The sequence below is a fragment of the Sphingomonas baiyangensis genome (assembly GCF_005144715.1).
Taxonomy (GTDB): Bacteria; Pseudomonadota; Alphaproteobacteria; order Sphingomonadales; family Sphingomonadaceae; genus Sphingomonas; species Sphingomonas baiyangensis.
Genome location: NZ_SWKR01000002.1, coordinates 19,697 through 43,197, shown reverse-complemented (window position 1 = coordinate 43,197; position 23,501 = coordinate 19,697). Strand labels below are relative to the sequence as shown.

Below are 23,501 nucleotides of genomic sequence, written 5' to 3'. Positions count from 1 at the left end.
GAAGAAGCCGCTGCCCCCCGGGCGGCGGCTTTTTTCTTGCGCGAATGCCGGCCAGGCTCTTGGCATCGCCACCGCGCGCGATCATCCTGCCGGCGAGCGGAGACCTTATGGCGGCGACGATCGAGGCTATCGAACGCGATATCGCGATCCATGTCGCGGACCGGCCTGATGCACCGCTGCTCGACCGCTTCATGGCGGGGTACGACCGCAACTTCGTGCTGCCCGACGAACGCGAGGAACGCGACGGGTTCGTCGCCTGCCTGGCACTCAACAATCGCGCGTTCGACTGGCTTGCCCTGCCACGGCGCGAGTTGGTGCTGGTCGCCGAGGATGCCGACGGGCGGCTGCTGGGAGGCGCCAACTTCCTTGCCACGCATATCGCCGACCGTGGCGCAGCGCCGCCGATCGCGATCGCGCTCAATTATCTCTATGTCGATGGCGCGGCGCGCGGAAAGGGCCTGACGCGCACGCTGCTCGAGGCGGTACGCGAGCGGGCTGCCACCGCACTCGGCCTGCTCGCGGGCACCGATGCGGCGATCTTTCTCGAGCAGAATGATCCGCTGCGCATGACGGCCGAAGCCTATGCCGCCGATACGCGGGCCGCCGGGATCGACCAGATCGATCGGCTCGCCTTGTGGGCGCGGCTGGGCGCGCGGCTGGTCGACATCGACTATGTCCAGCCCGCCTTGTCCCCGACGCAGGCGGCCGATGACGGCCTTGCCTATTCGGTGATCGGCGCCGGCGCGCCGGCGTTGCCGGCACCGTATCTTGCCGCGCATCTGACGAGCTTTCTGGGCGTATCGGTTTTGAAGGGCCGTGACCCGCGCGGCGACGCCGTAGCCGGCGCGATGCTGGCCGCGATCGACGAACGCCGCGAAGTACCGCTGTTGACGGTCGAGCGGGCGCTGGCGCGGTTGCGCGACGAGGCCGGCGCGCGCACGGCCCCTTCGCTGCGCGCGCTGGCGACGGCGCTGCAATGAGCGCCGCCGCCAAGCCCGCCACCGGCTATTGCGCCGCGCAACCCCAGACGCTGCACTGGACGGTAAGCCTGTATATCGATGCGGGACGGTTGTTCGTCGACGGCGCGGGCGGTCCGATCGAAACGCTGCCGTGCGCCGCGGCCGGAACGGATGCCGCAAAACCGCTGTTCGATCGTGCTTTCGATGCCGAGGCGATCCGCGCGATCCAGATGCGCGATCCCGTATCGCGCGCGCTGCGCAACGCGGTAGAGCCATTGTTCAACGACATCGCCGATCGCGAATGGATGGGCAATACGCAGGACTTCGTGCTCGCCGCCGATGATCCGCCGTCGGATGGCGACGAGGCCGCCGCCAGCGCATGGGCGCGCGCGACGATCGATGTCGACATTACGGCGCCCGCCGAAGTCGGCTGGACGACCGAGGGCAAGCGCTTCGTCGCTGCGCTGCAAGGTCTTGCCACGCCGCGCCGGGCGGTGCTGCGACGCTTCTGGTTCGTGCACAATAACGGCGCGCTATCCTATCATCTCAGTTTCGCGCTCGGCTACGCGCACGATCCCGCCGACTATTATTTCCTCGCGCTTCTCCAGAAGCTGACCGGCCCGAAGGAGTTCGCGCTGGCGCCCGACCTGCTCGATCGCGCGATGGGTGCAGGCGCGCACAGCGCCAATCCGCTCGACGACGTGCTGGGCATCGCCCCGCTCGACGACATGCGCTTCGCGGTTGCCGGGGACGCGGACCGGCCGTTCTGGCATTTCGTGCGCGACCGCTTCGGTGCCGATATGACGACGATGCTGGCGCGACTTGCACGCGCGGGCCTGCACGCAGCATCGCCCCCTGCCCCGGCCGAGGCGCTGGCGGCGCTGGTCGAGCGAACGCCGATCCCCGAAGTGCCGGGCCTCGCCATCCCCAAATGCCGGACGCTGCTGTTCTTCCACGACCCGCGCTTCTTCGCGCGTCTGATCCCGCCCCCCGATGCCGAGGGAAACGCCATACCGCGGCGGGCGATGGTGCGCGCCGACTGCTATGCGCCCTATGCCGCCAGACTGCGCGAGGCGATCGACGCGGCGGGGATCGGCGAGGTCCGGCTGGTCGACGGCGCGGCCGGCAGCTTCTGGCACTGGGCGCGCGAACGGCCCGACGATCCGCGCTACACCGGGCTGACCGATGCCGAGATCCTGGCAATCCGTGCCGGCACGCTCGACGACGGTAAGGGCGGAACGCTGCACGTCCCCGCATTCGAGCGTGGGCGCACCGACTGCCTCGACTATCTGTTCCTGTCCGGATTCAACCAGAACATCATCGATTTCATGAACCAGGACACGTCGGAAATCCTCGACAGCCTCGATCCCATCTACCCCGCTACCGAGGAACAGCAGGCCGAAGGCTTTTTCGTTCGCTACGCCAACCACCGCGCGATGATAACCTACGCGCCGCATTCGCGCAGTCTGGAGACGGGCAACGACTATATCGGCACCTGCCCCTATGCCTTTCTGATCCACACCCTGTCGCTGCACAACGAGTTCCTCGCGCGTGCGCAGGAGCGCGAGAGCGTGCAGGCGATCGACGGCATCCACGCGGCGGTGCGCGGTGACGAAGCCGCGTGCGACTATGCCGCAGTCGAAGCCGCGATCAACCGCATCAAGATCTCGGGTTTCCAGCGCTACGAGCGCCACGCGCATGTGAACATGTTCCGGTACGACACCGAGCGCGACGTGTTCGCCGAGCTCGAGCTGCTGCGCGGCACGCGGCGCAAGCATGCCGCGCTGGAACGGGCGCTGCTCAGCCTCGAGGATCTGGCGACCGATCTCGAGGCGCGCAAGCGACGGGTGGAAGGCGATGCGGAGGATATGCGCAAGCGCAACCTCGAGGCGGTGGTGTTCGTGCTCGCGCTGCTGGGCGCCGTGCAATTCCTGTTCGGCCTTGCCGACTATGCCGGCGCGCATCCCGACCTGGCGGGCTGGAAGGGCATCGGACACCCCGTTTCGCAGTTGCTCGGCGCGGTGGCGATCGTCGCCAGCATCGCCGTCATCGCGCTGACCGCAGTGGTTGCCTATGCGCGGCGCGACGCGGTGCGCGCGCTGCTGCATCTGCCGCCGCACAAGTCGTAAATCCTAGAGCGCCTTGCCCGCCCTGCCCGCCAGCTCGATAGCATACTGCCAGGCGACGCGGCCCGACCGGCTGCCGCGCCGTGCCGCCCACTCGATCGCGTCGGACGGATCGAACGCGAGGCCATGGGCGCGGGCATAGCCGGCGACAATCGCGAGATAGCCCTGCTGGTCGAGCGCGTGGAACCCGAGGCTCAGGCCGAAGCGATCGGCGAGCGCGAGCTGATCGTCGATCGCATCGCGCGGATTGACCGCCTCGCCATGCTCGTCGATCGCGCGCGGCACCAAGTGGCGGCGGTTCGCCGTGACGACCAGCCGCGCATTGTCGGGCCGTGCCTCGGCGCCGCCTTCGAGCAGCGAACGCAGCGCACGCGCATCGCCCGGCGTATCGAAGCCCAGATCATCGATGAATACGACGAAGGGGCGCGCCGCGCTGCCGATCAGCGTGAACAGATCAGGCAGGCTGGCAAGCTCGCCTGCCGCCGCCTCGATCAGTGCGAGGTCGAGGCGCTGCGCCTGCACCGCCCCCACCGCGGCCTTGGCAAGCGCCGACTTGCCCGTGCCGCGCGCGCCCCACAGCAGCACGTCCTGCGCCGCATGACCGCGCGCAAGCCGCAGGCAATTGTCGATGAGTGCGGCCTTCTGCGCGTCGATTCCGACGAGGCGATCGGGCGCCAGCGGTGCGAAGGCCCGCGCGGCCGCGAGTATGCCCCCGCGCCAGACATACGCAGGATGCGCGCCGAGGTCGGCAGCGCGCGGCGGCGCGGGTGCCAGCCGGTCGAGGGCATCGGCGATGCGGCTGAGTGGATCGGGAACAACGGCCATGCCGCGTTCTCGCGGCATCGAGCGATCGGCGTCAAGCCGGCGCATCGGCGGCGAGCCAAGATATGGCGGAGACGGAGGGATTCGAACCCTCGGTACGGAATTCTCCATACGGCGGTTTAGCAAACCGCTGGTTTCAGCCACTCACCCACGTCTCCGGGCGCATGCCGGCGCTGAGGGCGGGGCTATAGCGAGCGCGTGCCGGTCGATCAACGAGGATTTGCATTCCGCGCGCGCGACGGGTCGCGATACGCTCCGGCGCGAAATCGACTCGGGTCGTCGCCGGTTCATTGCCGTGAAAGCTCGCAGGGGTATAGGGTTAACGCGGGGCGCTTGGACGGGGGAGTTTACCGATGCTTGTCGACATGACGAGGCGCGCGACGGCCGCGATCGCCGCGATGCTGATGGCCGTCGCGCCGGCAGTCGCCGAGGCGCAGGTCCGTACCATCGATCCCAACAGCGCGATCGACGGCGATCTATCGGGCGCCACCCCTCCCCCGGCTGCCAGCGAGCCGCTGCGCGAAGACGAGATGGCGGTCGATCCCGGCCCGCAGGACAGTGCTCCGCCGCCGCTGCCCGCGACCGGCCCGCCGCCCGCCGTCGCCGCCGTGCCGCCCGCTACGGGCACCGCGCCGAGCGGCGAAGTTCTCGCCGCGCAGACCACCAATGCCGAGAGCAGCTTCGCGCGCGACGATCTGCTGGCCGCGGCCGAGGGCGTGTTCGGCCAGGGCGCCGAAGGACTTGCCGGGCTGCTCGAGAAGCTGCTCGCCGAGCAGGGCCGGCCCAACGCCTATATCGCCGGACGCGAAGCCGCCGGCGCCTTCATCCTTGGCGTGCGCTACGGATCGGGCGTGATGACGCACCGGATCGAGGGGCAGCGCCCCGTCTACTGGACGGGCCCGTCGCTGGGCTTCGATGCCGGCGGCGACGCCAACAAGGTGTTCGTGCTCGTCTACAATCTCTATGATTCGCAGGAGCTCTACCGCCGCTTTCCGGCGGCCGAGGGCCGCGTCTATTTCGTCGGCGGGTTCGCCGCGACGTATATGCGGCGCGGCGACGTGGTGCTGATCCCGATCCGGCTGGGTGTCGGCTGGCGGCTGGGCGCCAATGTCGGCTATATGCGCTTCAGCGAGCAGTCGCGCTGGCTGCCCTTCTGAGCGCGACGCTCAGTCCGATGCGGTTTTAGCGAAGCTGAAACGCTACGGCACCGGCCCGCAGCGTAGCCGCAAACGAATCTAGAAGCTCAGGGTGCCGCGGCGTTCGGCGAAGCGCCAGCCCTCGCCTTCGACGCGTACCAGTCGGTCCTCGAAGCCGCCCACCAGCGGCGGCTTGTCGGGCGCGGTGTAGAGCAGCATCGCGCTCGTCGCCGTCGCGTGATCGGCGTCGTGCACCGTCACGACGATATTGGCGGTGACATGGCGCGTGGTGCGTGGCGGACGCGCATCGAACGCCGCGAGGATCGCGGGGCGCCCCACGATCGGCTCATCGGGGGCGGTCGGCCGGGTCATCACACCGTCCTCGGCATAGAGCGCGGCGACCTCGGCCCAGCGCGCGGCATCGTTGAGATTGGCGTAGTGGTTGATGAGCCGCGTGCATTCCCACTCGATCGCGTAGCGTTGCTGCTGGTCCATCGCGATATCCTTCAGAGCGAGATGAGCGCGTCGAGCGCGAGCGCGCCCTCGCCTTCGGGATAGACGACGACGGGGTTGAGGTCGATCTCGGTGATCGCCGGATTGGCCTCGACCACGGCGGACAGCGCTGCGACGATCCGCGCAGCGGCATCGACATCGGCAACCGACGCGCCACGAAAGCCCCTGAGCAGCGGCGCCATGCGCAGCTTGCCGATCTCGGCGACGATGGCCTCGTGCGACAGCCCCGGCGGCAGCAGGCGCACGTCGTGCAGCAATTCGGCCGCGACGCCGCCGAAGCCGACAAGGATCACCGGCCCCCAATGCGGGTCGTTGCGCGCGCCGACGATGAGTTCGACCCCGCGCTTCGCCATCGCCTCGACCAGTACGCCGTCGAGTGCGAGACCGGGACGCTCGGCGGCGATGTTGGTGTGCAGCCGCTCCCAGCCTTCGGCAAGCGCCTGCGCATCGGCGAGCCCGACGATGACGCCGCCGGCATCGCTCTTGTGCGGCAGATCGGCGGCCTGCGCCTTGAGCACCACCGGATAGCCGAGCGCATCGGCGGCGGCCTTCGCCTCGTCGAGGCTGGTCGCCAGTTCGAAGCGCGGAAAGGCGATGCCGTGTGCGCCGAGCAGTTGCTTCGAGCGATATTCGGGTACGGTGCCGGAAACGGGGAGGCCCTCGATCGCGGCGCCCTGCGACGTCGTTGCCGCTCCGGGGTCGGGTCGATTGACCAGCCGCGCCAGCGCGCGCGCCGCACGCTCGGGCGTGGGCAGATAGGCGACGCCGTGCGCGCGCAGCCGCGCGATATCGGCAGGCGCCACGCCGCCGCCCTCGTCGACGCCGGCGACCACGACGGGCTTGGGCGTGCCCAGCCGGTCGAGCGCGTCGGCGACGGCGGCGAACTTGACGCTCGACGTGCCGATATCAGTCTGGATCAGCGTGACGAGTATCGCGCCGATACGCGCATCCTCCATCAAGGCGGCGATGGTGCGGCCATAGAGGCCGGGGTCGACAAGGCCCATCGCCGTCACGTCGAGCGGGTTCGATACCGGCACGAAATCGGGCAGCGCCTCGCGCAATGCCGGGCTGTCGGCGTCGCCGAGCTTCGGCAGCGCGAGCGCGATATCCTCCGACAGATCGAGCAGCATCGCCTTGAGCGCGCCTGATTCGGCGACGACGCCGGTGCCGCCCGAAGGCAGTGCGGCGCCGCGCGTCGCGATCTCGACCACGTCGCCCAGCTCTTCGAGCGATTCGACGAGGATGACGCCGGCATGTTCGACATGCGTGCGCATCACCGCCCAGTCGCCCGCCATCGCGCCGGTGTGCGTCGCGGCACTGGCGGCACCGGCATCGCTGCGGCCGGGATGCAGCAGCACGATATGCTTGCCCGCCGCACGCGCCGCGCGCGCAGCGGCGAGAAAGCGCTGCGGATTGCGGAAATGCTCGACGACCATCGCGATCGTCGCGACCGAGGGCTCGCTCGCCAGATGCGCCAGATAGTCCTCGACGCCGCTCGCGGCCTCGTTGCCCGTCGAGATATAGGACGCGAGCGGCACCTCGCGCGCGATCATCGTCGTCGCGAGCACCGCGGCCATCGCGCCCGATTGCGAGACGATGGCGACGCGCGCATCGCCCTCGACGCGCACGGGCGGCATCTCGATGAAGGTGAGCGGCACATTGTCGACGAAATTGACGAGGCCGAGGCAATTCGGCCCTTCGACGACCATGCCCGCCTCGGCGGCGATGCGTGCGATCTCTTGCTCGTCGGCAAGGCCCTGCGGGCCATCCTCGGCGAAGCCCGCTGCGAACACCACGGCAGCGCCGACCCGCCGGCGTGCGAGCGCCCGCACCGTATCGAGCACCGCCGCGCGCGGAATGGCGAGGATCGCTGCGTCGACGCCTTCGGGCAGATCGTCGACCGAGGCGACGCAGCGTCGCCTACCGATCGCCTCGCGCTTGGGGTTCACCAGATGGATGTCGCCGGCAAAGCCCGCGCGATCGAGATTGGCGAGCACCGACGTGCCGAGCGCGCCGGGCTTGTCCGACGCGCCGACGATCGCCACCGATCGGGGCCGCAACAGACGTTCGAGCGCAAGCGGCGGCCGTTCGGCCTTGACCGGTTGATCGTTGCCCATCGCATACTCTCCCTTTGCCAGCGCGCGCTTCTGTGCACCGGGCATACATTCCAAGCAAGCCGTCGTCACCGTGATTTTCATGTACGCGATATATACACGCACGCGAAACTGGGGCAGAACGCCGTGCGGTTACGGGAGAGCAGCATGACGATCGCCACCACCCATGTCGGCAGCCTGCCGCGCGGCCCCGAACTGACGCCGCTGCTGCTCGCACGCGACCAGGGCAAGCCGTACGACGCCGACGCCTTCGATACCGTCGTGTCGCAGGCGGTGGCCGATGCCGTCAAGGCGCAGGTCGAGGCCGGGGTTTCGATCGTCAGCGACGGCGAGCTCGGCAAGGTCGGCTATTCGACCTACATGATCGAGCGGCTGTCGGGCTTTGGCGGCCATACCGATCGGCTGAGCGCGCTCGACCTCGCGCCGCTGCCCGAATTGCGCGCGAAGCTGGCGCACATCATGGGATCGCAGGAATTCACGCGCGCGTCGTGCATCGGCGAGGTGAAGCTGGTGAACCTCCAGCCGCTGCACGACGATATCCGACGCTTCCGCGCCGCGCTCGACGCGCATGGCGAAGGCACGCGCGCATTCATGAACGCCGCGTCGCCCGGTCTCATCACCGCGTTTCAGAAGAACGCCTTCTATCCCAACCACGAAGCCTATCTCGCCGATCTGGTGACGGCGATGACACCCGAATATGACGCGATCATCGATGCCGGGTTCGAGTTGCAGCTCGACTGCCCCGACCTCGCCATGTCGCGCCACACGGGCTATCAGGAAATGGACGAGGAGACGTTCCTGCGCACCATCGAAGCCAATGTCGAGGCGCTGAACGCCGCTACCGCGGGCATCGCGCCCGACCGGATGCGCATGCATGTCTGCTGGGGCAATTACGAAGGCCCGCACGACCACGACATTCCGCTCGAGCAGATCATCGACATCGTGCTAAAGGCGCGGCCCGCGACGATCCTGTTCGAAGCCGCCAATCCGCGCCACGAACATGAATGGACGGTGTGGCGCGACGCGCGCCTGTCCGACGACAAAATCCTGGCGCCGGGAATGATCGACACCTGTTCGAACTATCTCGAGCATCCCGAACTGATCGCGCAGCGCATCGAGCGGTTCGCCGCGATCGTCGGCGCCGATCGCGTGGTGGCGAGCACGGATTGCGGCTTCGGCACCTTTGCCGGCTACGGCAAGATCGACCCCGCCGTCACCTGGGCGAAGCTGCGCAGCCTGCGCGAGGGCGCCGACATTGCGGCGGCGCGTCTGTCATAGAAAAATAGGGTACGACATATCATCGAACGCGGCGTTCACGCTGATGAATCTTTCGCGTCAATGATCTATTGTACGTCGCATAACCTTTGGGCACGCCTGCCATGCAAGCCGCGCAATCAATGCGCGGCAGCATTGGGGAGGTTCGATATGCGCCTTGGTCTCCTTGCCGCCACTAGCCTGTTCGCCTGCATGCCCGCCTTCGCGCAGACCGCGCCAGGGCCGCAACCTTCAGTAGCCGACACGGCGCCCCTGCCCGCCGATGCGCAGGAAACGACTCCGCAGGCGGCACCCCCCGAATTCGGCGGCGACATCGTCGTCACCGCGCAGCGCCGCGAGCAGTCGCTGCTCGACGTGAGCGGCGCGGTGAGCGCGATCGGCGCCGAGCGGCTGGCCAATGCGCAGGTCAACAACCTGCAGGATCTCCAGACGATCGTGCCGTCGGTCAATTTCGGCAGCGACTTCAATCAGGCCAAGATCTTCATTCGCGGCGTCGGCGCCAATACCTCGACCACGGGCAGCTCGACGGGCGTCGCGCTGCATGTCGATGGCGCCTATGTCGCGCGCGCCGAGGCGCAGCTGACCTCGCTGTTCGATCTCGAACGTGTAGAGGTGCTGCGCGGCCCGCAGGGCACGCTCTATGGCCGCAATGCGGTGGGCGGATCGATCAACCTCATCACTGCGCGGCCGAGCCAGACGCTCGAAGGCTATGCACGGCTGACCTACGGCAATTACAACCAGCTCATCACCGAGGCGGCAGTAGGCGGGCCGATCACTGATGCGATCCTGTTCCGCATCGCCGCCAAGACCGAGGATCGCGACGGCTTCGGCGTCAATCCCATTACCGGCGGCGATGTCGACGATCTCAAGCGCCGCATGGCGCGCGCGCACCTCCAATTCAACTTCTCCGAAACGATCAACCTGCTGCTGACGGGCGAGTTCTTCCGCCAGGACGACGCATCGGGCGCGATCCATTATCTGCGCGCCTCCTTTCCCGGCGTCGCCCGGCTCGCGCCGCTGGGTGTGGGCGGATATGCTGTGCGCCCGCGCGATCTGGCGAGCGAGGTGCAGCCGGGCACCGATACCGAATCCTATTCGTTCACCGGCACCTTCACCGCCGAACTTTCGGACAGCGTGCGGCTAACCAACATCACCAACTATCGCGACTTCGAGACCGCGCTGTTCCAGGATCTGGATCTGTCGGCGGTGCAGAACGGCTTCACGATCAACGGCCAGCCGACGACAGTGCAGGAGCGGCGCATCGACAGCCGCCAGTTCAGCAACGAACTGCAGATGAACTATGATACCGACTTCGTGAACCTCGTCGTCGGCGCCTATTATTTCCACGAGCGGCAGCGGCCCATCGACACGGTGGGGCTCGGCCGGCGCAACGGCCTGCCGACCAACATCGCGATCCTCCAGCGCGACGGCATTCCGCTCGACCTCGCCTATTCGCTGTGCGGCTATGGCCCCGAAAGCGTGGCGGGCACGATCGTTGCGCCCAAGCGCGTCTGCACGCGATCGAACCTGGGCACCGAGGCCTATGCCGCGTTCGGCCAGGCGAACATCAATCTTGGCGCCCTGTCCGACGGGCTTGCCGGCTTCACGCTCAAGCTCGGCGGCCGCTACAGCTACGAGCGCGTCGATTCAGAAAACCCGTCGATCATCATCCGCTACAGCGCGGCGGTGCCGGCATCGAACCTCAACGCGTTGCCGACGCTCAACCCGACTGCCGCCGGCACACGCGTCGAGCGCAGCTTCCGCGACTTCACGCCCGAACTCGGGCTGTCGTGGGAGCCGAGCGACGACCTGCTGCTCTATTATACCTATTCGGAAGGCTTCAAGGCGGGCTCGGGCGAGAACGCGTCGGGATCGCGCGTGATCGTCGACCCCGAGACGGTGCGCAACCACGAGCTGGGCGTCAAGGCCAGCCTGTTCGAGCGCCGCATGACGATCACGCTCGCGGGCTATCATTACGACCTCGAAGGCCTCCAGTTGAACAAGACGATCACCGGCGGGCCGACGGGCTACACCACGATCTTCCAGAACGCCGCCAGCACCACCGCCGACGGCTTCGAGCTCGACATCTTCGCGCAGCCGGCGCGCAACCTGCGGTTGTCGGGCGCGCTGTCGTACACCGATGCGCGCTTCGAGGATTATCTGACGCTCGATCCGCTCAACCCCGCCAACGTGGCGGGCGGCACGCCGTACAACGCCGTCACCAATCCCGATCCAACGGCGTTCGGCGCGCCGGGCAGCGGCGATATCCAGCTTGCCGGCAACCGCGTGCGCAACACGCCCGAATGGGCGTTCAATCTGCACGGCGAATACGACATTCCGCTCGACACCGCGGGCCAGATCACGTTGATGGGCGACGTGTCGTATCGCAGCCGCATCTATTTCAGCGAGTTCGAGCGCGAGATCGAGAGCTCGGCGCCCTATGCGCTGGTCGACGCGTCGATCAACTACACCACCGACAATCGCCGGATCACCGCGCAGGCATGGGTACGCAACCTCGCCGACATCGATCGCGCGAGCAGCACCTTCGCGGTGGCGACGGGGCGGCTGATCGGCGTGACCTATCTGCCGCCGCGCACCTATGGCGTCACGCTTGGCTATCGCTTCTGATCCCCGGGGCAGCACGCCCGCGCGAGCGGATGCTGCCCCCACCGTCAAGTCGGCGCTGCGCACGCTCGACATCATCGAATATGTCGTCGCGCGCGACGCGCCGGTGGTGGCGCAGGAGATCGCCGCGGCGCTGGCGATTCCGGTCAGCAGCCTGTCCTATCTGCTGGGCACGCTCGTCGAGCGCGAATATCTGGCGCGCAGCGGGCGGCGCTATACCGCCGGGCCGGGGCTGGCGCGGCTGCAACGGCGCAACGACGATTTCTCGCTTGCCGAGCGCGCGGCTCCACTCGTGCGTGCGCTGCGCGTGCAGTTGAACGAAACCGCGTCGTTCTTCGTGCGCAAGGGTTGGGAAGTCGAAGCGCTGGTGACCGAGACCAGCCAGCATGCGCTGCGCTACGCCGTGCAGATGGGCACGCGCACGCCGCTGCATGGCTTCTCGGCGGGCAAGGCAATCTTGGCGGCGCTGCCCGACGAAGAGATCGAGGCCTATCTGGCCGAGGCCCCCCGCCCCGCCTTCACCGGCGCGACGATCACCGACGCACAGACGCTGCGCGCCGAGATCGCGACGATCCGCGAGCAGGGCGTGGCGCGCACGCGCGAGGAGCATACGCCGGGTATCCAGGGCGTGGGCTGCGCCGTGACGGCGGCCGGCGGGCTGCTGGGCGCGTTCAGCGTGGCGATCCCGAGCGTGCGCTTCGATGCCGGAGTGGAAGCGCGTGCCAGCGAGCTGCTCAAGCGCACGGCGGCGTTGCTGGCGGGTTAGAGGCGCGTTCAGGCAACGCCGTTCGTGCTGAGCCTGTCGAAGCACTGCCCTTCTCGACAGAGCAGCACGACGGCACTTCGACAAGCTCAGTGCGAACGGATAGGTCGGCTCCGGGGAAGGCGGCGCGCGCCGCCCTCCCCGCCTTTCTCAGGCCGGCTGGCGGGTGCGCCAGCTTTCGGCATAGGCGTCGCGCGCGACCTCGCTGAACGGCACGGGACTGACGATCGCCTTGATCTCGGTCTGCACATGCCGCTCGACGGTGGGCTTGCGGGTGCCGCCGTCGGGCTCGCCCCACAGCAACGTCACCTCGGTCCCCGGCTCGGCCATGTCGGGCTCGACCATCGCGAGCGTCAGCATCCGGCCTTCGTTGGCGCTGTAGCCGATCCATGTCGACAGGCCGACGAGCCTGCCGTCCTTGAGCACCTGATCATAGGGGTGCATCGAATAGACCGCGCTCGGGAACTCCATGTACTTCGCCCGGTCGCCCTTGGTGAATTGCGAGCTGAGCACGCGCATCAGGTCTTCATTGTCGAGCGCCAGCGTGACCTTGCGGCGCTGCGGCTGGCCCGCCATCCGCTCAAGCGCGTCGCGGCCGATGAAGTCGTGGTCGAACTTGACGAAGGGGCCATAACCCAGGTCCCATGGCGTGAGATAATAGCCCTCGACGCTCTCGGGCACATAGCTGCCGCCGATCGACGCCTTGGCCTCGTAGCTGGTGGTGCCGAGCCATTCACGGAAGGCGCGCGTGCCTTCGCCGGTATAGGTGGCGGGCAGCGGCGACGGGATCCAGCCCGATTCGATCGTGTTCGACGAATAGGTGCGGCCGCCCACCAGCGTGAGCCCGAAATCCTTGCCCGCCTCGATCAGCGCGTCGCGGACCTTGTCGTAATCCTCCCACGGGCCGAACAGCTCGTAGCCGGGCTGGCCCGCCATGCCGTGACGCAGCGCGCGCACTTCGCAGCCGGCGAAGTTGAGGCGCGCCATGTGGAAGAATTTCAGCTCGGGAGGCGTCTCGCCCATCGCGCGCTCGAGCACGGGCATCGCGTTGGGGCCCTGGAGCTGGAAGCGATACGAACGGCGGCGTTCGGGATCGGGGCGCACGGCGGTGCGCTCGTCGCGGCTGACGGTCACGTCCCAGTCGCCGGTGGCGGCGTGGAACTCGACCCATTCGATCACCGGCGCACGGCCGACGAGGTTGAAGCTGTTCTCCTCGAGATAGAACAGGATCACGTCGCCGATCACATAGCCCTCGGGCGTGACGGGCACGAACTGCTTGGCGCGATCGGGCACGAAATTCTTGAAGCTGTTGACGCCCAGATAGTTGAGCATCGCAAAGGCATCGGGGCCTTCGACGAGCAGGTCGACCATGTGGAACGACTGGTTGAACAGCACCGCCTTCTGCGCCCAGGCCTGCTGCTCGGCACGCCAGTTCGAATATTCGGCAGGCACGCCGGGATATACATTGGGGCCGGTCTGCTGGTTGCGCAGCAGCTCGACGATATCGCCGCTCTCGTCGAGCAGGCTTTGCAGGGACTTGTCGGTCATGGCGTCTCTCCTTGGGATGGGGTGTGCGGCAGGGCGGGCATCGCCAGCCAATCGGCGATGAGGCCGTTGAGCTCGCGCGGCGCTTCGACGGGCAGCATATGGCCCGCGCCTTCGACGATGCCCAGCCGGGCATGGGGAATCCGCGCGGCCATCGCCGCGTGCTGCGCGGGCGGGCTCCAGCGATCCTCGCCGCCCGTCGCGACGAGCACGGGGCAGGCGAGCCCTGGCAACAGGCTCTCGACTTCGGGGCGGGCGAGCAGTGCTGCGATCTGCGCCTCGAAGCGCGACAGACCGGCATCGATGCACATGCTGCGCAGTATGGCATATAATGCTGCATCGTCGCGCGCGATCATCGGCGGCAGCCAGCGATCGACAAGCGCCGCCATGCCTTCCGCGCGACCAAGATCGCGCAGGGCGTACCGCTTGGGCGCCTCGTCGGCATCGGGCAGGTGGACGCCGGTGCTGACCAGCGCGAGCCGGGATACCCGTTCGGGCGCTTGGCGGACGACTTCGAGCGCGACGCGTGCGCCCATCGAATGGCCGAGCAGCGCGAAGCGCGTAGGCGCGTTGGCAAGCGCGCGTTCGGCCATCAACGCGAGCGTATCGGCATCGCCATACTCTGCCACCGTCGATCCGGCGAACGCCGACAGCTGCGGCGCGAAGATGCGCGCGTCGCACATCAGCCCGGGTAGCAGCAGCAGATCGTCTCTTTTCGCGTCCATGAAGATTTCATCTATACGATGGAAGCTACCTTCGCTAGAGGCAAAGCGAGCAGCGACGGCGCGCAGGCGGTCGTCCGCCGGCGAGAGGAACGATGATGACGATTCCAGCCATTCACCCCAATTGGGGCCGCGCACCCGAAGGCATGACCGACGGCTATTCGCTCGAAATGACGGCGAAGGACCGCCCCGCGCTTGCCGAAGCGGCGGCGCGCATCGCCCCCGAGACGCCCGTCGCGATCACCTTCCTGCCCGGCGAATCGATGGATGCGCGGATCGAGGCGGCGGCCGACGTGCGGCGGCTGGGCTTCGAGCCGATGCCGCATCTGTCGGCGCGCCGCATCACCTCGCACGACGAGCTCGAACAGACGATCCGCCGCACCGTCGCCGAAGCCGGGGCGCGGCGCGCGTTTCTCGTCGCCGGCGACCCGCCCGTCCCCGCCGGCCCCTTCGCCGACACGATGGCGCTGATCCAAACGGGGCTGTTCGAGGCCAACGGCATCCAGGCGATCGGCATCGCCGGCCATCCCGAGGGCCATCCGGCGATGGACGAGGCGCAATGCTGGGAAGCGCTCGAGACCAAGCAGGCCGAGATCGCGCGGCGCGGCATGGCGACGCTGATCGTCACGCAGTTCGGCTTCGATGCCGACGCGTTCATCGACTGGCTCGAGAAGCTGCGCGCACGCGGCATCGACGCGCCGGTGCGGATCGGCGTGCCCGGCCCCGCCGGCATCAAGACGCTGATGCGCTTCGCCGCGCATTGCGGCGTCGGCGCATCGACTGCGGTGCTCAGCAAATACGGCATCTCGATCACCAAGCTGCTGGGCACTGCCGGCCCCGACAAACTGGTCGATCGCTTCGCCGAGCGGCTGGGGCCGCAGCACGGCCCCGTCCGCCTGCATTTCTACCCCTTTGGCGGGCTGGTGCGCACCGTCGAATGGATCAACGATTATGAGGCCCGCCACAAATGACCGATCGCTACACGCTCCGCCTTTCCTGTGACGACCGCCCGGGGCTGGTCGCGCGCGTCGCCGGCTTCCTCGCCGGCGAAGGCGGCAACATCGTCGATGCGCAGCAGTTCGACGACGGGCTGACCGGCCGGTTCTTCATGCGCGTGGTGTTCGAGGTCGCGGGCCGCGACGCCGCCTCGCTGCGCGACGCCTTCGCCGCGGTGGGTGACGAGATCAGCGCCGACTGGTCGCTGCGCGCCGCGAGCGAGCGCCAGCGCGTGATCCTGATGGTGTCGAAGTTCGACCATTGCCTCGGCGACCTGCTCTATCGCTATCGCACCGGCGAATTGCAGATGGAGGTGGTAGGCATTATCTCGAACCACCCGCAGCGCGTGCTGCACACGACGATGATCGGCGACATTCCCTTCCACCATCTGCCCGTGACCAAGGAGACCAAGGCCGAGCAGGAAGCGCAGATCAAGGCGATCGTCACCGAGAGCGGCGCCGATCTGGTGGTGCTGGCGCGCTACATGCAGATCCTGTCGGACGATCTGGCCGCTTTCCTTTCAGGGCGCTGCATCAACATCCATCACAGCTTCCTGCCGGGCTTCAAGGGCGCCAAGCCCTATCACCAGGCGCATGATCGCGGCGTTAAGATGATCGGCGCGACGGCGCACTACGTCACCGCCGATCTCGACGAAGGGCCGATCATCGCGCAGGACGTCGAGGCGGTGAGCCATGCCGACACGCCCGACGACATGGTGCGCAAGGGTCGCGACATCGAGCGCCGCGTGCTGGCCGAGGCGGTGACGCACCATTTGCAGGATCGCGTGCTGCTCAACGGCGCGCGCACCGTCGTCTTCCGCTGACGCCCGACGCGCGCATGACCCCCATCGACGGACGCGCCATCGCGCGCGAGCTTTCGGCGCGCACCGCCGAGGACGTGGCCGAGCTTGCCGCGCGCGGCATCGCCGCGGGGCTGGCGGTGGTGCTGGTGGGCGAAAACCCCGCAAGCGAAGTCTATGTCGCGCACAAGGTGCGCGAGTGCGGCCGGGTGGGCATCGCCTCTTTCGAGCATCGCCTGCCCGCCGACACGCCCGAGGCCGATCTGCTCGCGCTGATCGATACGCTCAACGCAGACCCAACGGTCCACGGCATCCTCGTGCAGTTGCCGCTGCCCGAGCAGATCGACGCCGGCCGCGTGCTCGATGCGATCGCGCCCGGCAAGGATGTCGACGGGTTTCACCCGGTCAATGTCGGACGGCTCTCGACCGGCACCGGCGGGCTGGTGCCGTGCACGCCGCTCGGCTGCATGGAACTGCTCGATCGCGTGATCGAGGAGTATCGCGGATTGAACGCCGTGGTCATCGGCAAGTCGAACATCGTCGGGAAACCCGTGGCGATGCTGCTGCTTGAGCGCGAATGCACCGTCACCGTCACGCATATCGCCACACGGGGGCTGCCCGATATCGTGCGCCGCGCCGATATCGTCGTGGCCGCGGCCGGCGCGCCGCGGCTGGTGCGCGGCGACTGGGTGAAGCCCGGCGCGGTAGTGATCGACGTAGGCATCACGCGCGTCACCGACACCGAGGGACGCACGCGGCTGGTGGGCGACACCGCCTTCGACGAGATGGGCCATGCGCGCGCCGCCACCCCGGTGCCCGGCGGCGTCGGCCCGATGACGATCGCCTGCCTGCTCGCCAACACCGTGCAGGCGGCGGACAGCGCGGCGCGCGCCGCCGGATGACCACCATCGTCGGCGTCGAAGGGCTGACGCTGTCGGCCCGGATCGGCGTGCACCATCACGAGCGCGGTCGCCGCCAGCCGCTGATCGTGACCGCATGGGCGACGCTGGAAACCGCAGCGCCGATCGAGCAGTTCGCCGAGACGATTGATTATTGCGACATCGTGCGCGCCGCCGAAACGCTCGCCGACACGCATGTCGACCTGATCGAGACCTATGCGCACCGCCTCGCCGAGGCGTGCCTCGCGCTCGGGCCGGTCACGCGCGTCGAGGTCCGAATCGACAAGCCCGAGGCGCTGCCCGGCGGCATGGCAGGCGTGCGGGTAACGCGCACGCGATAATTCGAACCTACAGGACGTTGACTAATCAACGATCACGCCGCATTCCGGTTTCGATACAAGACTATCAGGAGCGGATATGACCGACGAAGATCGGATCGCGGCGCTGGAACGCGCGCTTGCCGAACTGACGCGCCGCGTGACGCATCTCGAAGCCCCACGCGAGCCTGCCGGCCCCGACGCCGTCGAACAGGCGGTTGGCGACGATGCCGCCGCGATCGCCAAGGCCGGCGCCTGACCCCCTGCCCCTACCCGCCGCGCCGATGCGGCCTGACAGGATGAAGCAATGACCTATCCCGACCTTCACATGGTGATCGACGGCGAACGCGTTTCGGGCGGCAGCCGCCGCACGCACGCCGTCGTCAACCCCGCGACCGGCGAGACGCTGGCCGAACTGCCGCTGGCCGATGCCGCCGATCTCGATCGTGCGCTCGACACCGCCGCGAAGGGCTTTCGCATCTGGCGCGATTCGACGCCGCATCAGCGCGCCGCGGTGCTGCAGGGCGCCGCGCGCCTTTTGCTCGAACGGCAGGAGGATCTCGCGCGCATCGCCACGATGGAGGAAGGCAAGCCCTTTGCCGAAGCCAAGATCGAAGTGATGATGAATGTCGGCCTGTTCAATTTCTATGCCGGCGAGGTGTTCCGCATCTATGGCCGCACGCTGGTGCGCCCGGCAGGCCAGCGATCGACGGTGACGAAGGAGCCGGTGGGGCCGGTGGCCGCCTTCGCGCCGTGGAACTTCCCGCTCGGCAATCCGGGCCGCAAGCTCGGCGCGCCGATCGCGGCGGGCTGTTCGGTGATCCTGAAGGCCGCCGAGGAGACGCCGGCTTCGGCGCTCGGCGTGCTGCAATGCCTGATCGACGCGGGCCTGCCCAAGGAAGTGGCGCAGGCGGTGTTCGGCGTGCCCGACGAGGTTTCGCGCCATCTGCTGGGCAGCCCGGTGATCCGCAAGCTGAGCTTCACCGGATCGACCGTGGTGGGCAAGCATCTGGCCAAGCTCGCGGCCGAGGATTGCAAGCGCACGACGATGGAGTTGGGCGGCCACGGCCCGGTGCTGGTGTTCGACGATGTCGACGTCGACCAGGTGCTCGATACGATGGTCGCATCAAAATATCGCAACGCAGGCCAGGTCTGCGTGTCGCCGACGCGCTTCATTGTGCAGGAGGACGTGTTCGAGCGCTTCCGCATCGGCTTTGCCGAGCGCGCGGCGGCGGTGAAGGTGGGCGATGGGCTTGAGGCGGGCACGCAGATGGGTCCGATGGCCAATCCGCGCCGCCCCGACGCGATGGAGCGGCTGATCGGCAACGCGAAGGACAAGGGTGCTACGCTGCACACCGGCGGCGAGCGCATCGGCAATCGCGGCTATTTCTACAAGCCCAGCGTATTGTCCGAAGTGCCGCTCGATGCCGACATCATGCACGAGGAGCCGTTCGGCCCCGTCGCCATCATCAATCCTTTCGCCAGCGAGGATGCGATGATCGAAGAGGCGAACCGCTTGCCCTATGGCCTTGCCGCCTATGCCTGGACGCCGAACGCCAAGCGCCAGCGCCGCATCGCGCGCGATGTCGAGAGCGGCATGGTGGGCATCAACACCACGATGATCGGCGGCGCCGATTCGCCCTTTGGCGGGGTGAAATGGTCGGGTCACGGATCGGAGGACGGGCCCGAAGGCGTCGAGGCGTGCTTCGTCACCAAGGCAATTCACGAGGGATAAGCGATGACCCATGAACTCAAGACCGGCGGCGATCGCGGCTACAAGCGCATCGCCACCGAGGAAGCCTTTGCCACGCGCGAGCAGATCGATGCCTATCTGCGGATGGTGAAGGATGGCACCGCCGACAAGGGCATGGTCTCGCTCTGGGGCTTCTACGCAACCTCGCCTTCGGAGCGCGCGACGCTCATCATCGACCGGCTGCTCGACCTTGGCGAGCGCCGGCTGGCCGACATGGACGCGACGGGCATCGACGTCGCCATCCTGTCGCTCACCTCGCCGGGCGTGCAGCCCTTGCTCGACACCGAGGAGGCCAAGGCCATGGTGCAGCGCGCCAACGACTATCTGGCCGAGCGCTGCCAGGCGCATCCGACCCGCTTCGTCGGCATGACCTCGATCGCGCCGCAGGACCCCGAATGGTCGGCCGCCGAGATCCGCCGCGGCGCCGAAATGGGCTTTCGTGGCGTGATGGTGAACAGCCACACGCAGGGCCATTATCTCGACGAGCCGCAGTTCGACCCCATCTTCCGCGCATTGGCCGATACCGGCCAGCTGCTCTACATCCATCCGCAGACGCTGCCCGACAGCATGATCGGCGGCATGGTGGAGGCCGGGCTCGACGGCGCAATCTTCGGCTTCGGCGTCGAGACGGGGATGCACCTGCTTCGGCTCATCACCACGGGCATCTTCGATCGCTATCCCGATCTGCAGATCGCGGTGGGGCATGGAGGCGAGGCGATCCCCTACTGGCTGTATCGCATCAACTACATGCACCAGGCCGGCGTGCGCTCGCAGCGCTACGAGCGGCTGAAGCCGCTCAAGAAGGACATGTTCGGCTATATGCGCGAGAATGTTCTGGCGACCACGAGCGGCCTACCCTTCCCGCCCGCGATCAAGCTGATGCACGAGGTGATGGGCGAGGATCGCGTGATGTACGCGATGGACTATCCTTACGAATACGTCGCCGACGAGGTGCGCGCGCACGACCTGCTCGACATTTCGGACGCGGCCAAGAAGAAGCTGATGCAGACCAACGCCGAGCGCGTCTTCAAGCTTTGAGCGCGACAGGCGCGATCGACGGAGTAGCAGTATGATCGATCGCGCCGCAGCGCAGCCGGCTTCACTGGCCGATGGCACCCGCCCCTTGCCGGGCGGCTGGTATGCGCTGGCGCTGGTGGGCGCCGCGCAGGTCGTCAGCATGCTCGATCGCAACATCCTTGCGATCCTGGCACCGGCGATCAAGGCCGATCTCGGTATCGGCGATGCCGAGATGGGGCTGCTGTACGGCACCGTCTTCGCGCTGTTCTACGCGCTGTTCTCGCTGCCGCTCGGGCGGCTCGCCGATGGCTGGATACGCACGCGGCTGCTGTCGGTGTCGATCTTCTTCTGGTCGCTGTCGACCGCAGCCGCGGCCTTTGCCGGCGGCTTTCTGCTGCTCGCGCTGTCGCGGCTCGGCGTGGGCATCGGTGAGGCGTCGGCACAGCCCGCCGGCACCAGCCTGCTCTACGACTATTTCCCCAAGCGCCGACGTGGCCTGGTGATGGCGGTGTTCGCATCGGCGATCGCGCTGGGGCTCGGCGGATCGCTGATGCTGGGCGGCTTCGCGGCCGACTGGTGGAATGCACGCCATGCCGCGAGCGGCGCGCCGCTGGGTCTGGCAGGCTGGCAGTTCGCCTTTCTGGTGGCGGCAATGCCGGGCTTCGCCATCGCCGCGTTGATGTGGCGGCTGCGCGAACCCGAGCGCGGCGCGATCGACGGCATCGTCTCGCCGCCCGATCCGGCACCGTTCCGTGCGAGCATCAACATCCTGACGGCGGTGACGCCGGGCGCCAACTGGATCACGCTGGCACGAGCCCGCGCGGGCGCAGGCGCCTGGACGCTCAATCTGGGCATTCTTGCCGCGATCCTGACCGGCGCATGGGCACTGATCGGCTGGGCCGAAGCCTTCTCGCCGCGGCCGCCTTTGAAGATCGGCGGCGCGGCCGTCAGCCCGCATCTGCTGCAATGGAGCGTCGTGGGCTTCGGCGTGTTCGTGGTTGCCAACTTGCTACAAACGCTGCGCCGCACCGACCGGCCTGCCTTCGCCGTCATCGGCGCGTCGCCCTCGGTGCTGATGTGCGTCGGCGTCGGCGCCTGCCAGAGCGTCATCAGCTATGGAGTCATGGGCTTCACGCCATCGTTCCTGATGGCGAGCTATGGGCTGTCGCCCAGCGCCGTCGGGCTGCAATTCGGCATCCTCGCCGTCGTGCTCGGCGTCGCGGGGCCGCTGATCGCGGGGCCGCTTTCCGACCGGGTGAGCCGCGGCAGCCCGCGCGGGCGCGTGTGGGTCACGCTGTTCGCGCTCGGCGTGTCGCCGCTGCTTGCGCCCTGGGTCTATGCGGCATCCGATGCTGCGAGCTTCTACCTGCGCTTCTCGCTCTACAGCCTGGTACTCACGATGTGGCTGCCGCCGCTCTATGCCGTGCTCTACGATCTGGTGCTGCCGCGCATGCGCGGGATGACGGTGAGCTTCTACTTCGTCGTCCAGACGATCTTCGGCCTCGGCATTGGCCCCTATGCGGTAGGCATGGTGAGCGATGCGCGCGGCGGCGATCTGGCGGGCGCGATCGTCGCGGTCAATCTCGTGGCGCCGGTCAGCGTCGCGCTGCTGATCGCGCTGCTGCTGCGCGTCGGCCGCGATCAGGAGGCGATGGTCGCCCGCGCGCGCGCCGCCGGCGAGCCGATATAGTAGGCGTGTTTTTGCCGCCGTCGGCAATCTGACGGGATTTGTAACCAGACATCGCCGCCCCACCCCGATAGCTGAACAACCCTGTGCTGACACAGGGGGACATATGATCGGGTTCGCGACACGCTATCACCGCGGATTGCTGGCGGGGCTTGCGGCGGCTTCGGCCTTCGTGGCGCCGGCCGCATGGGCCTCGCCAGACGAGACCGCACAGTCGACCAAGGCCACAGCCGAGGCACGCTATCGCGCGCTTGAGGCGCAGGTCGCGACACGCGCGGGCGATCCTGCCTTCGATTACGAGCTGGGCACCGCCGCCGTCGATGCCGGGCGGCACGGCGATGCGATCATCGCCTTCCAGCGCGTGCTGGCGGTGCAGCCCGACAACGCCCCTGCCCGCGCCGAGCTGGCACGCGCCTATGCGATGGCGGGTGATCCCGACACGGCGCGCCAGCAATTCGGCACCGTCGTCGACGATCCGACGATCCCCGATCCGGTGCGCCAGCGCTTCACCCGGCTGGTCCAGCAGCTCGACACGCAGATCGCCGGCGGCGGATCGGACATCAGCGGCTTTCTCGACGCATCGATTGGCTATGACGACAATATCAATGCCGCGACCGAGCTGACGACGATCACCATCCCGCTGTTCGCGGGGCTGGGGCCGGGCACGCTGGGCGCCGACGCGCGTGCGCAGGCCGACGAGTTCTACGAGGTCCAGGGCGGCGTGAGCGCCGTCACCGCGATCGGGCGGCAGGACCGGCTGTTCGCCAGCGTGCTCGGCAACTGGCGCGACAATTTCGACAGCGACCGTTTCGATCAGGCGAGCGTCACCGGCACCGCGGGCTTCGCGCACAGCTTCGCCAATCGCGACGTCGTGTCGCTGTCGGGGCAGGTGCAGCAGTTCTGGCTGGGGCGCGAGGGCTTTCGCCAGGCCTATGGCGCGATTGCGCAATACACGCACCTGCTGGGCGGCGGAAAGGCATTGTCGCTATCGGCGCAGTATAACCGCTTCAACTTCGATCGCGATCCGCTGCGCGATGCCGACCGTTTCGCGCTGGCCGCGGCCTATGTGACGCGCATTCTGTCGGTCAATGTCATCGGCGGGCACGAGGAGACGCGCCGCGATGCCGGCGACGCCAACAGCAACAGCTTCGGCGGTGCCAGCGTCGGCGCCGAGGTTCCCGTCGCGCAGGGCGTCGCGGTGGTGGGCGGCGTCGCGTTCGACCTGCGCCGCTACGACCGCGAGGATCTGCTGTTCCTCGCCAAGCGCGCCGACGAGCGCGTCGACGTGTCGCTCGGCGTCAAGATCGCGCTCACGCCCAATCTCTTCGTGCGCCCCCGCGTCACCTATGCGCGCAACTGGAGCAACATCGCGCTCTACGATCACGAACGCTGGACCGCCTCGGCAGGCATCCGCTTCGAATTCTGATCCCGCT

Annotated in this window: 20 protein-coding genes and 1 tRNA gene; 15 read left to right on the top strand and 6 right to left on the bottom strand. The window is 67.9% G+C overall.

The features are described 5' to 3' along the window. Positions 1-59 precede the first annotated feature (59 nt). Together FBR43_RS03290 and FBR43_RS03285 are read left to right on the top strand one after the other, a co-directional pair. Complete coding sequence (locus FBR43_RS03290) at positions 60-980, top strand: GNAT family N-acetyltransferase (RefSeq protein WP_169542468.1); 921 nt, start codon at positions 60-62, stop codon at positions 978-980. Continuing rightward, complete coding sequence (locus tag FBR43_RS03285; RefSeq protein WP_136941841.1) at positions 977-3,088, top strand: hypothetical protein; 2,112 nt, start codon at positions 977-979, stop codon at positions 3,086-3,088. Before FBR43_RS03290 ends, FBR43_RS03285 begins: the two co-directional genes overlap by 4 nt. A 3-nt stretch (positions 3,089-3,091) precedes the next feature. Here FBR43_RS03285 and FBR43_RS03280 read toward each other — a convergent pair whose 3' ends face one another. Then, positions 3,092-3,910 carry an ATP-binding protein gene (locus FBR43_RS03280; protein WP_136941840.1) on the bottom strand — a complete coding sequence of 273 codons (819 nt, stop codon included), beginning with the start codon at positions 3,908-3,910 and terminating at the stop codon, positions 3,092-3,094. A gap of 63 nt (positions 3,911-3,973) precedes the next feature. Further along, positions 3,974-4,065 (bottom strand) — tRNA-Ser (locus tag FBR43_RS03275). A 195-nt stretch (positions 4,066-4,260) separates the two neighbouring features. Between FBR43_RS03275 and FBR43_RS03270 the strand changes: the two genes are divergently transcribed. Then, entirely contained in the window at positions 4,261-5,064 is an 804-nt protein-coding gene (locus tag FBR43_RS03270; protein WP_249276434.1) for a DUF1134 domain-containing protein, read from the top strand. A gap of 78 nt (positions 5,065-5,142) precedes the next feature. Here the strand turns inward: FBR43_RS03270 and FBR43_RS03265 are convergent, their stop codons facing one another. Both FBR43_RS03265 and FBR43_RS03260 read right to left on the bottom strand, forming a co-directional pair. After that, complete coding sequence (locus FBR43_RS03265) at positions 5,143-5,538, bottom strand: nuclear transport factor 2 family protein (RefSeq protein WP_136941839.1); 396 nt, start codon at positions 5,536-5,538, stop codon at positions 5,143-5,145. An 11-nt stretch (positions 5,539-5,549) separates the two neighbouring features. Further along, a complete protein-coding gene (locus FBR43_RS03260) occupies positions 5,550-7,673 on the bottom strand; it encodes an acetate--CoA ligase family protein (protein ID WP_136941838.1) in 2,124 nt (707 codons plus the stop codon). A 144-nt stretch (positions 7,674-7,817) separates the two neighbouring features. Here FBR43_RS03260 and FBR43_RS03255 point away from each other — a divergent pair, with 144 nt between their 5' ends. The 3 genes from FBR43_RS03255 to FBR43_RS03245 all read left to right on the top strand — a co-directional run bounded on the left by FBR43_RS03255 (position 7,818) and on the right by FBR43_RS03245 (position 12,336). Beyond that, on the top strand, positions 7,818-8,948 hold the full coding sequence (locus FBR43_RS03255) for a cobalamin-independent methionine synthase II family protein (protein WP_136941837.1): 1,131 nt from the start codon (positions 7,818-7,820) through the stop codon (positions 8,946-8,948). A 147-nt stretch (positions 8,949-9,095) separates the two neighbouring features. Beyond that, entirely contained in the window at positions 9,096-11,573 is a 2,478-nt protein-coding gene (locus FBR43_RS03250; RefSeq protein ID WP_249276433.1) for a TonB-dependent receptor, read from the top strand. Further along, positions 11,557-12,336, top strand: a complete 780-nt coding sequence (locus FBR43_RS03245; protein ID WP_249276432.1) for an IclR family transcriptional regulator — start codon at positions 11,557-11,559, stop codon at positions 12,334-12,336. Before FBR43_RS03250 ends, FBR43_RS03245 begins: the two co-directional genes overlap by 17 nt. 147 nt (positions 12,337-12,483) lie before the next feature. On the opposite strand, the gene desA is transcribed toward FBR43_RS03245, so the two are convergent. Both desA and FBR43_RS03235 read right to left on the bottom strand, forming a co-directional pair. After that, entirely contained in the window at positions 12,484-13,881 is a 1,398-nt protein-coding gene (gene desA / locus FBR43_RS03240) for a syringate O-demethylase (protein WP_136941835.1), read from the bottom strand. Continuing rightward, positions 13,878-14,603 (bottom strand): alpha/beta fold hydrolase, encoded by a 726-nt coding sequence (locus tag FBR43_RS03235; protein ID WP_136941834.1) that lies wholly within the window; start codon positions 14,601-14,603, stop codon positions 13,878-13,880. Before FBR43_RS03235 ends, desA begins: the two co-directional genes overlap by 4 nt. A gap of 95 nt (positions 14,604-14,698) precedes the next feature. Here FBR43_RS03235 and FBR43_RS03230 point away from each other — a divergent pair, with 95 nt between their 5' ends. From FBR43_RS03230 to FBR43_RS03195, 9 genes are all read left to right on the top strand, one after another. Beyond that, positions 14,699-15,571, top strand: a complete 873-nt coding sequence (locus tag FBR43_RS03230; RefSeq protein WP_136941833.1) for a methylenetetrahydrofolate reductase — start codon at positions 14,699-14,701, stop codon at positions 15,569-15,571. Further along, positions 15,568-16,419, top strand: a complete 852-nt coding sequence (purU, locus tag FBR43_RS03225; RefSeq protein ID WP_136941832.1) for a formyltetrahydrofolate deformylase — start codon at positions 15,568-15,570, stop codon at positions 16,417-16,419. Before FBR43_RS03230 ends, purU begins: the two co-directional genes overlap by 4 nt. A 14-nt stretch (positions 16,420-16,433) precedes the next feature. Continuing rightward, on the top strand, positions 16,434-17,297 hold the full coding sequence (locus FBR43_RS03220) for a bifunctional 5,10-methylenetetrahydrofolate dehydrogenase/5,10-methenyltetrahydrofolate cyclohydrolase (protein ID WP_136941831.1): 864 nt from the start codon (positions 16,434-16,436) through the stop codon (positions 17,295-17,297). Further along, positions 17,294-17,635: a dihydroneopterin aldolase gene (locus tag FBR43_RS03215; protein ID WP_136941830.1), complete on the top strand. Its 342-nt coding sequence runs from the start codon at positions 17,294-17,296 to the stop codon at positions 17,633-17,635. Before FBR43_RS03220 ends, FBR43_RS03215 begins: the two co-directional genes overlap by 4 nt. A gap of 76 nt (positions 17,636-17,711) precedes the next feature. Next, positions 17,712-17,870, top strand: a complete 159-nt coding sequence (locus tag FBR43_RS16035) for a hypothetical protein (protein WP_169542467.1) — start codon at positions 17,712-17,714, stop codon at positions 17,868-17,870. A 48-nt stretch (positions 17,871-17,918) separates the two neighbouring features. Then, the gene (locus FBR43_RS03210) at positions 17,919-19,346 is read left to right on the top strand and encodes an NAD-dependent succinate-semialdehyde dehydrogenase (protein WP_136941829.1); all 1,428 of its coding nucleotides are present in this window, start codon (positions 17,919-17,921) and stop codon (positions 19,344-19,346) included. Between the two features lie 3 nt (positions 19,347-19,349). Continuing rightward, positions 19,350-20,402 carry an amidohydrolase family protein gene (locus FBR43_RS03205; RefSeq protein ID WP_136941828.1) on the top strand — a complete coding sequence of 351 codons (1,053 nt, stop codon included), beginning with the start codon at positions 19,350-19,352 and terminating at the stop codon, positions 20,400-20,402. A gap of 31 nt (positions 20,403-20,433) precedes the next feature. After that, on the top strand, positions 20,434-22,071 hold the full coding sequence (locus FBR43_RS03200) for an MFS transporter (protein ID WP_136941827.1): 1,638 nt from the start codon (positions 20,434-20,436) through the stop codon (positions 22,069-22,071). A gap of 103 nt (positions 22,072-22,174) precedes the next feature. Then, positions 22,175-23,494 (top strand): tetratricopeptide repeat protein, encoded by a 1,320-nt coding sequence (locus tag FBR43_RS03195; protein WP_136941826.1) that lies wholly within the window; start codon positions 22,175-22,177, stop codon positions 23,492-23,494. The last annotated feature ends 7 nt before the right edge of the window (positions 23,495-23,501 follow it).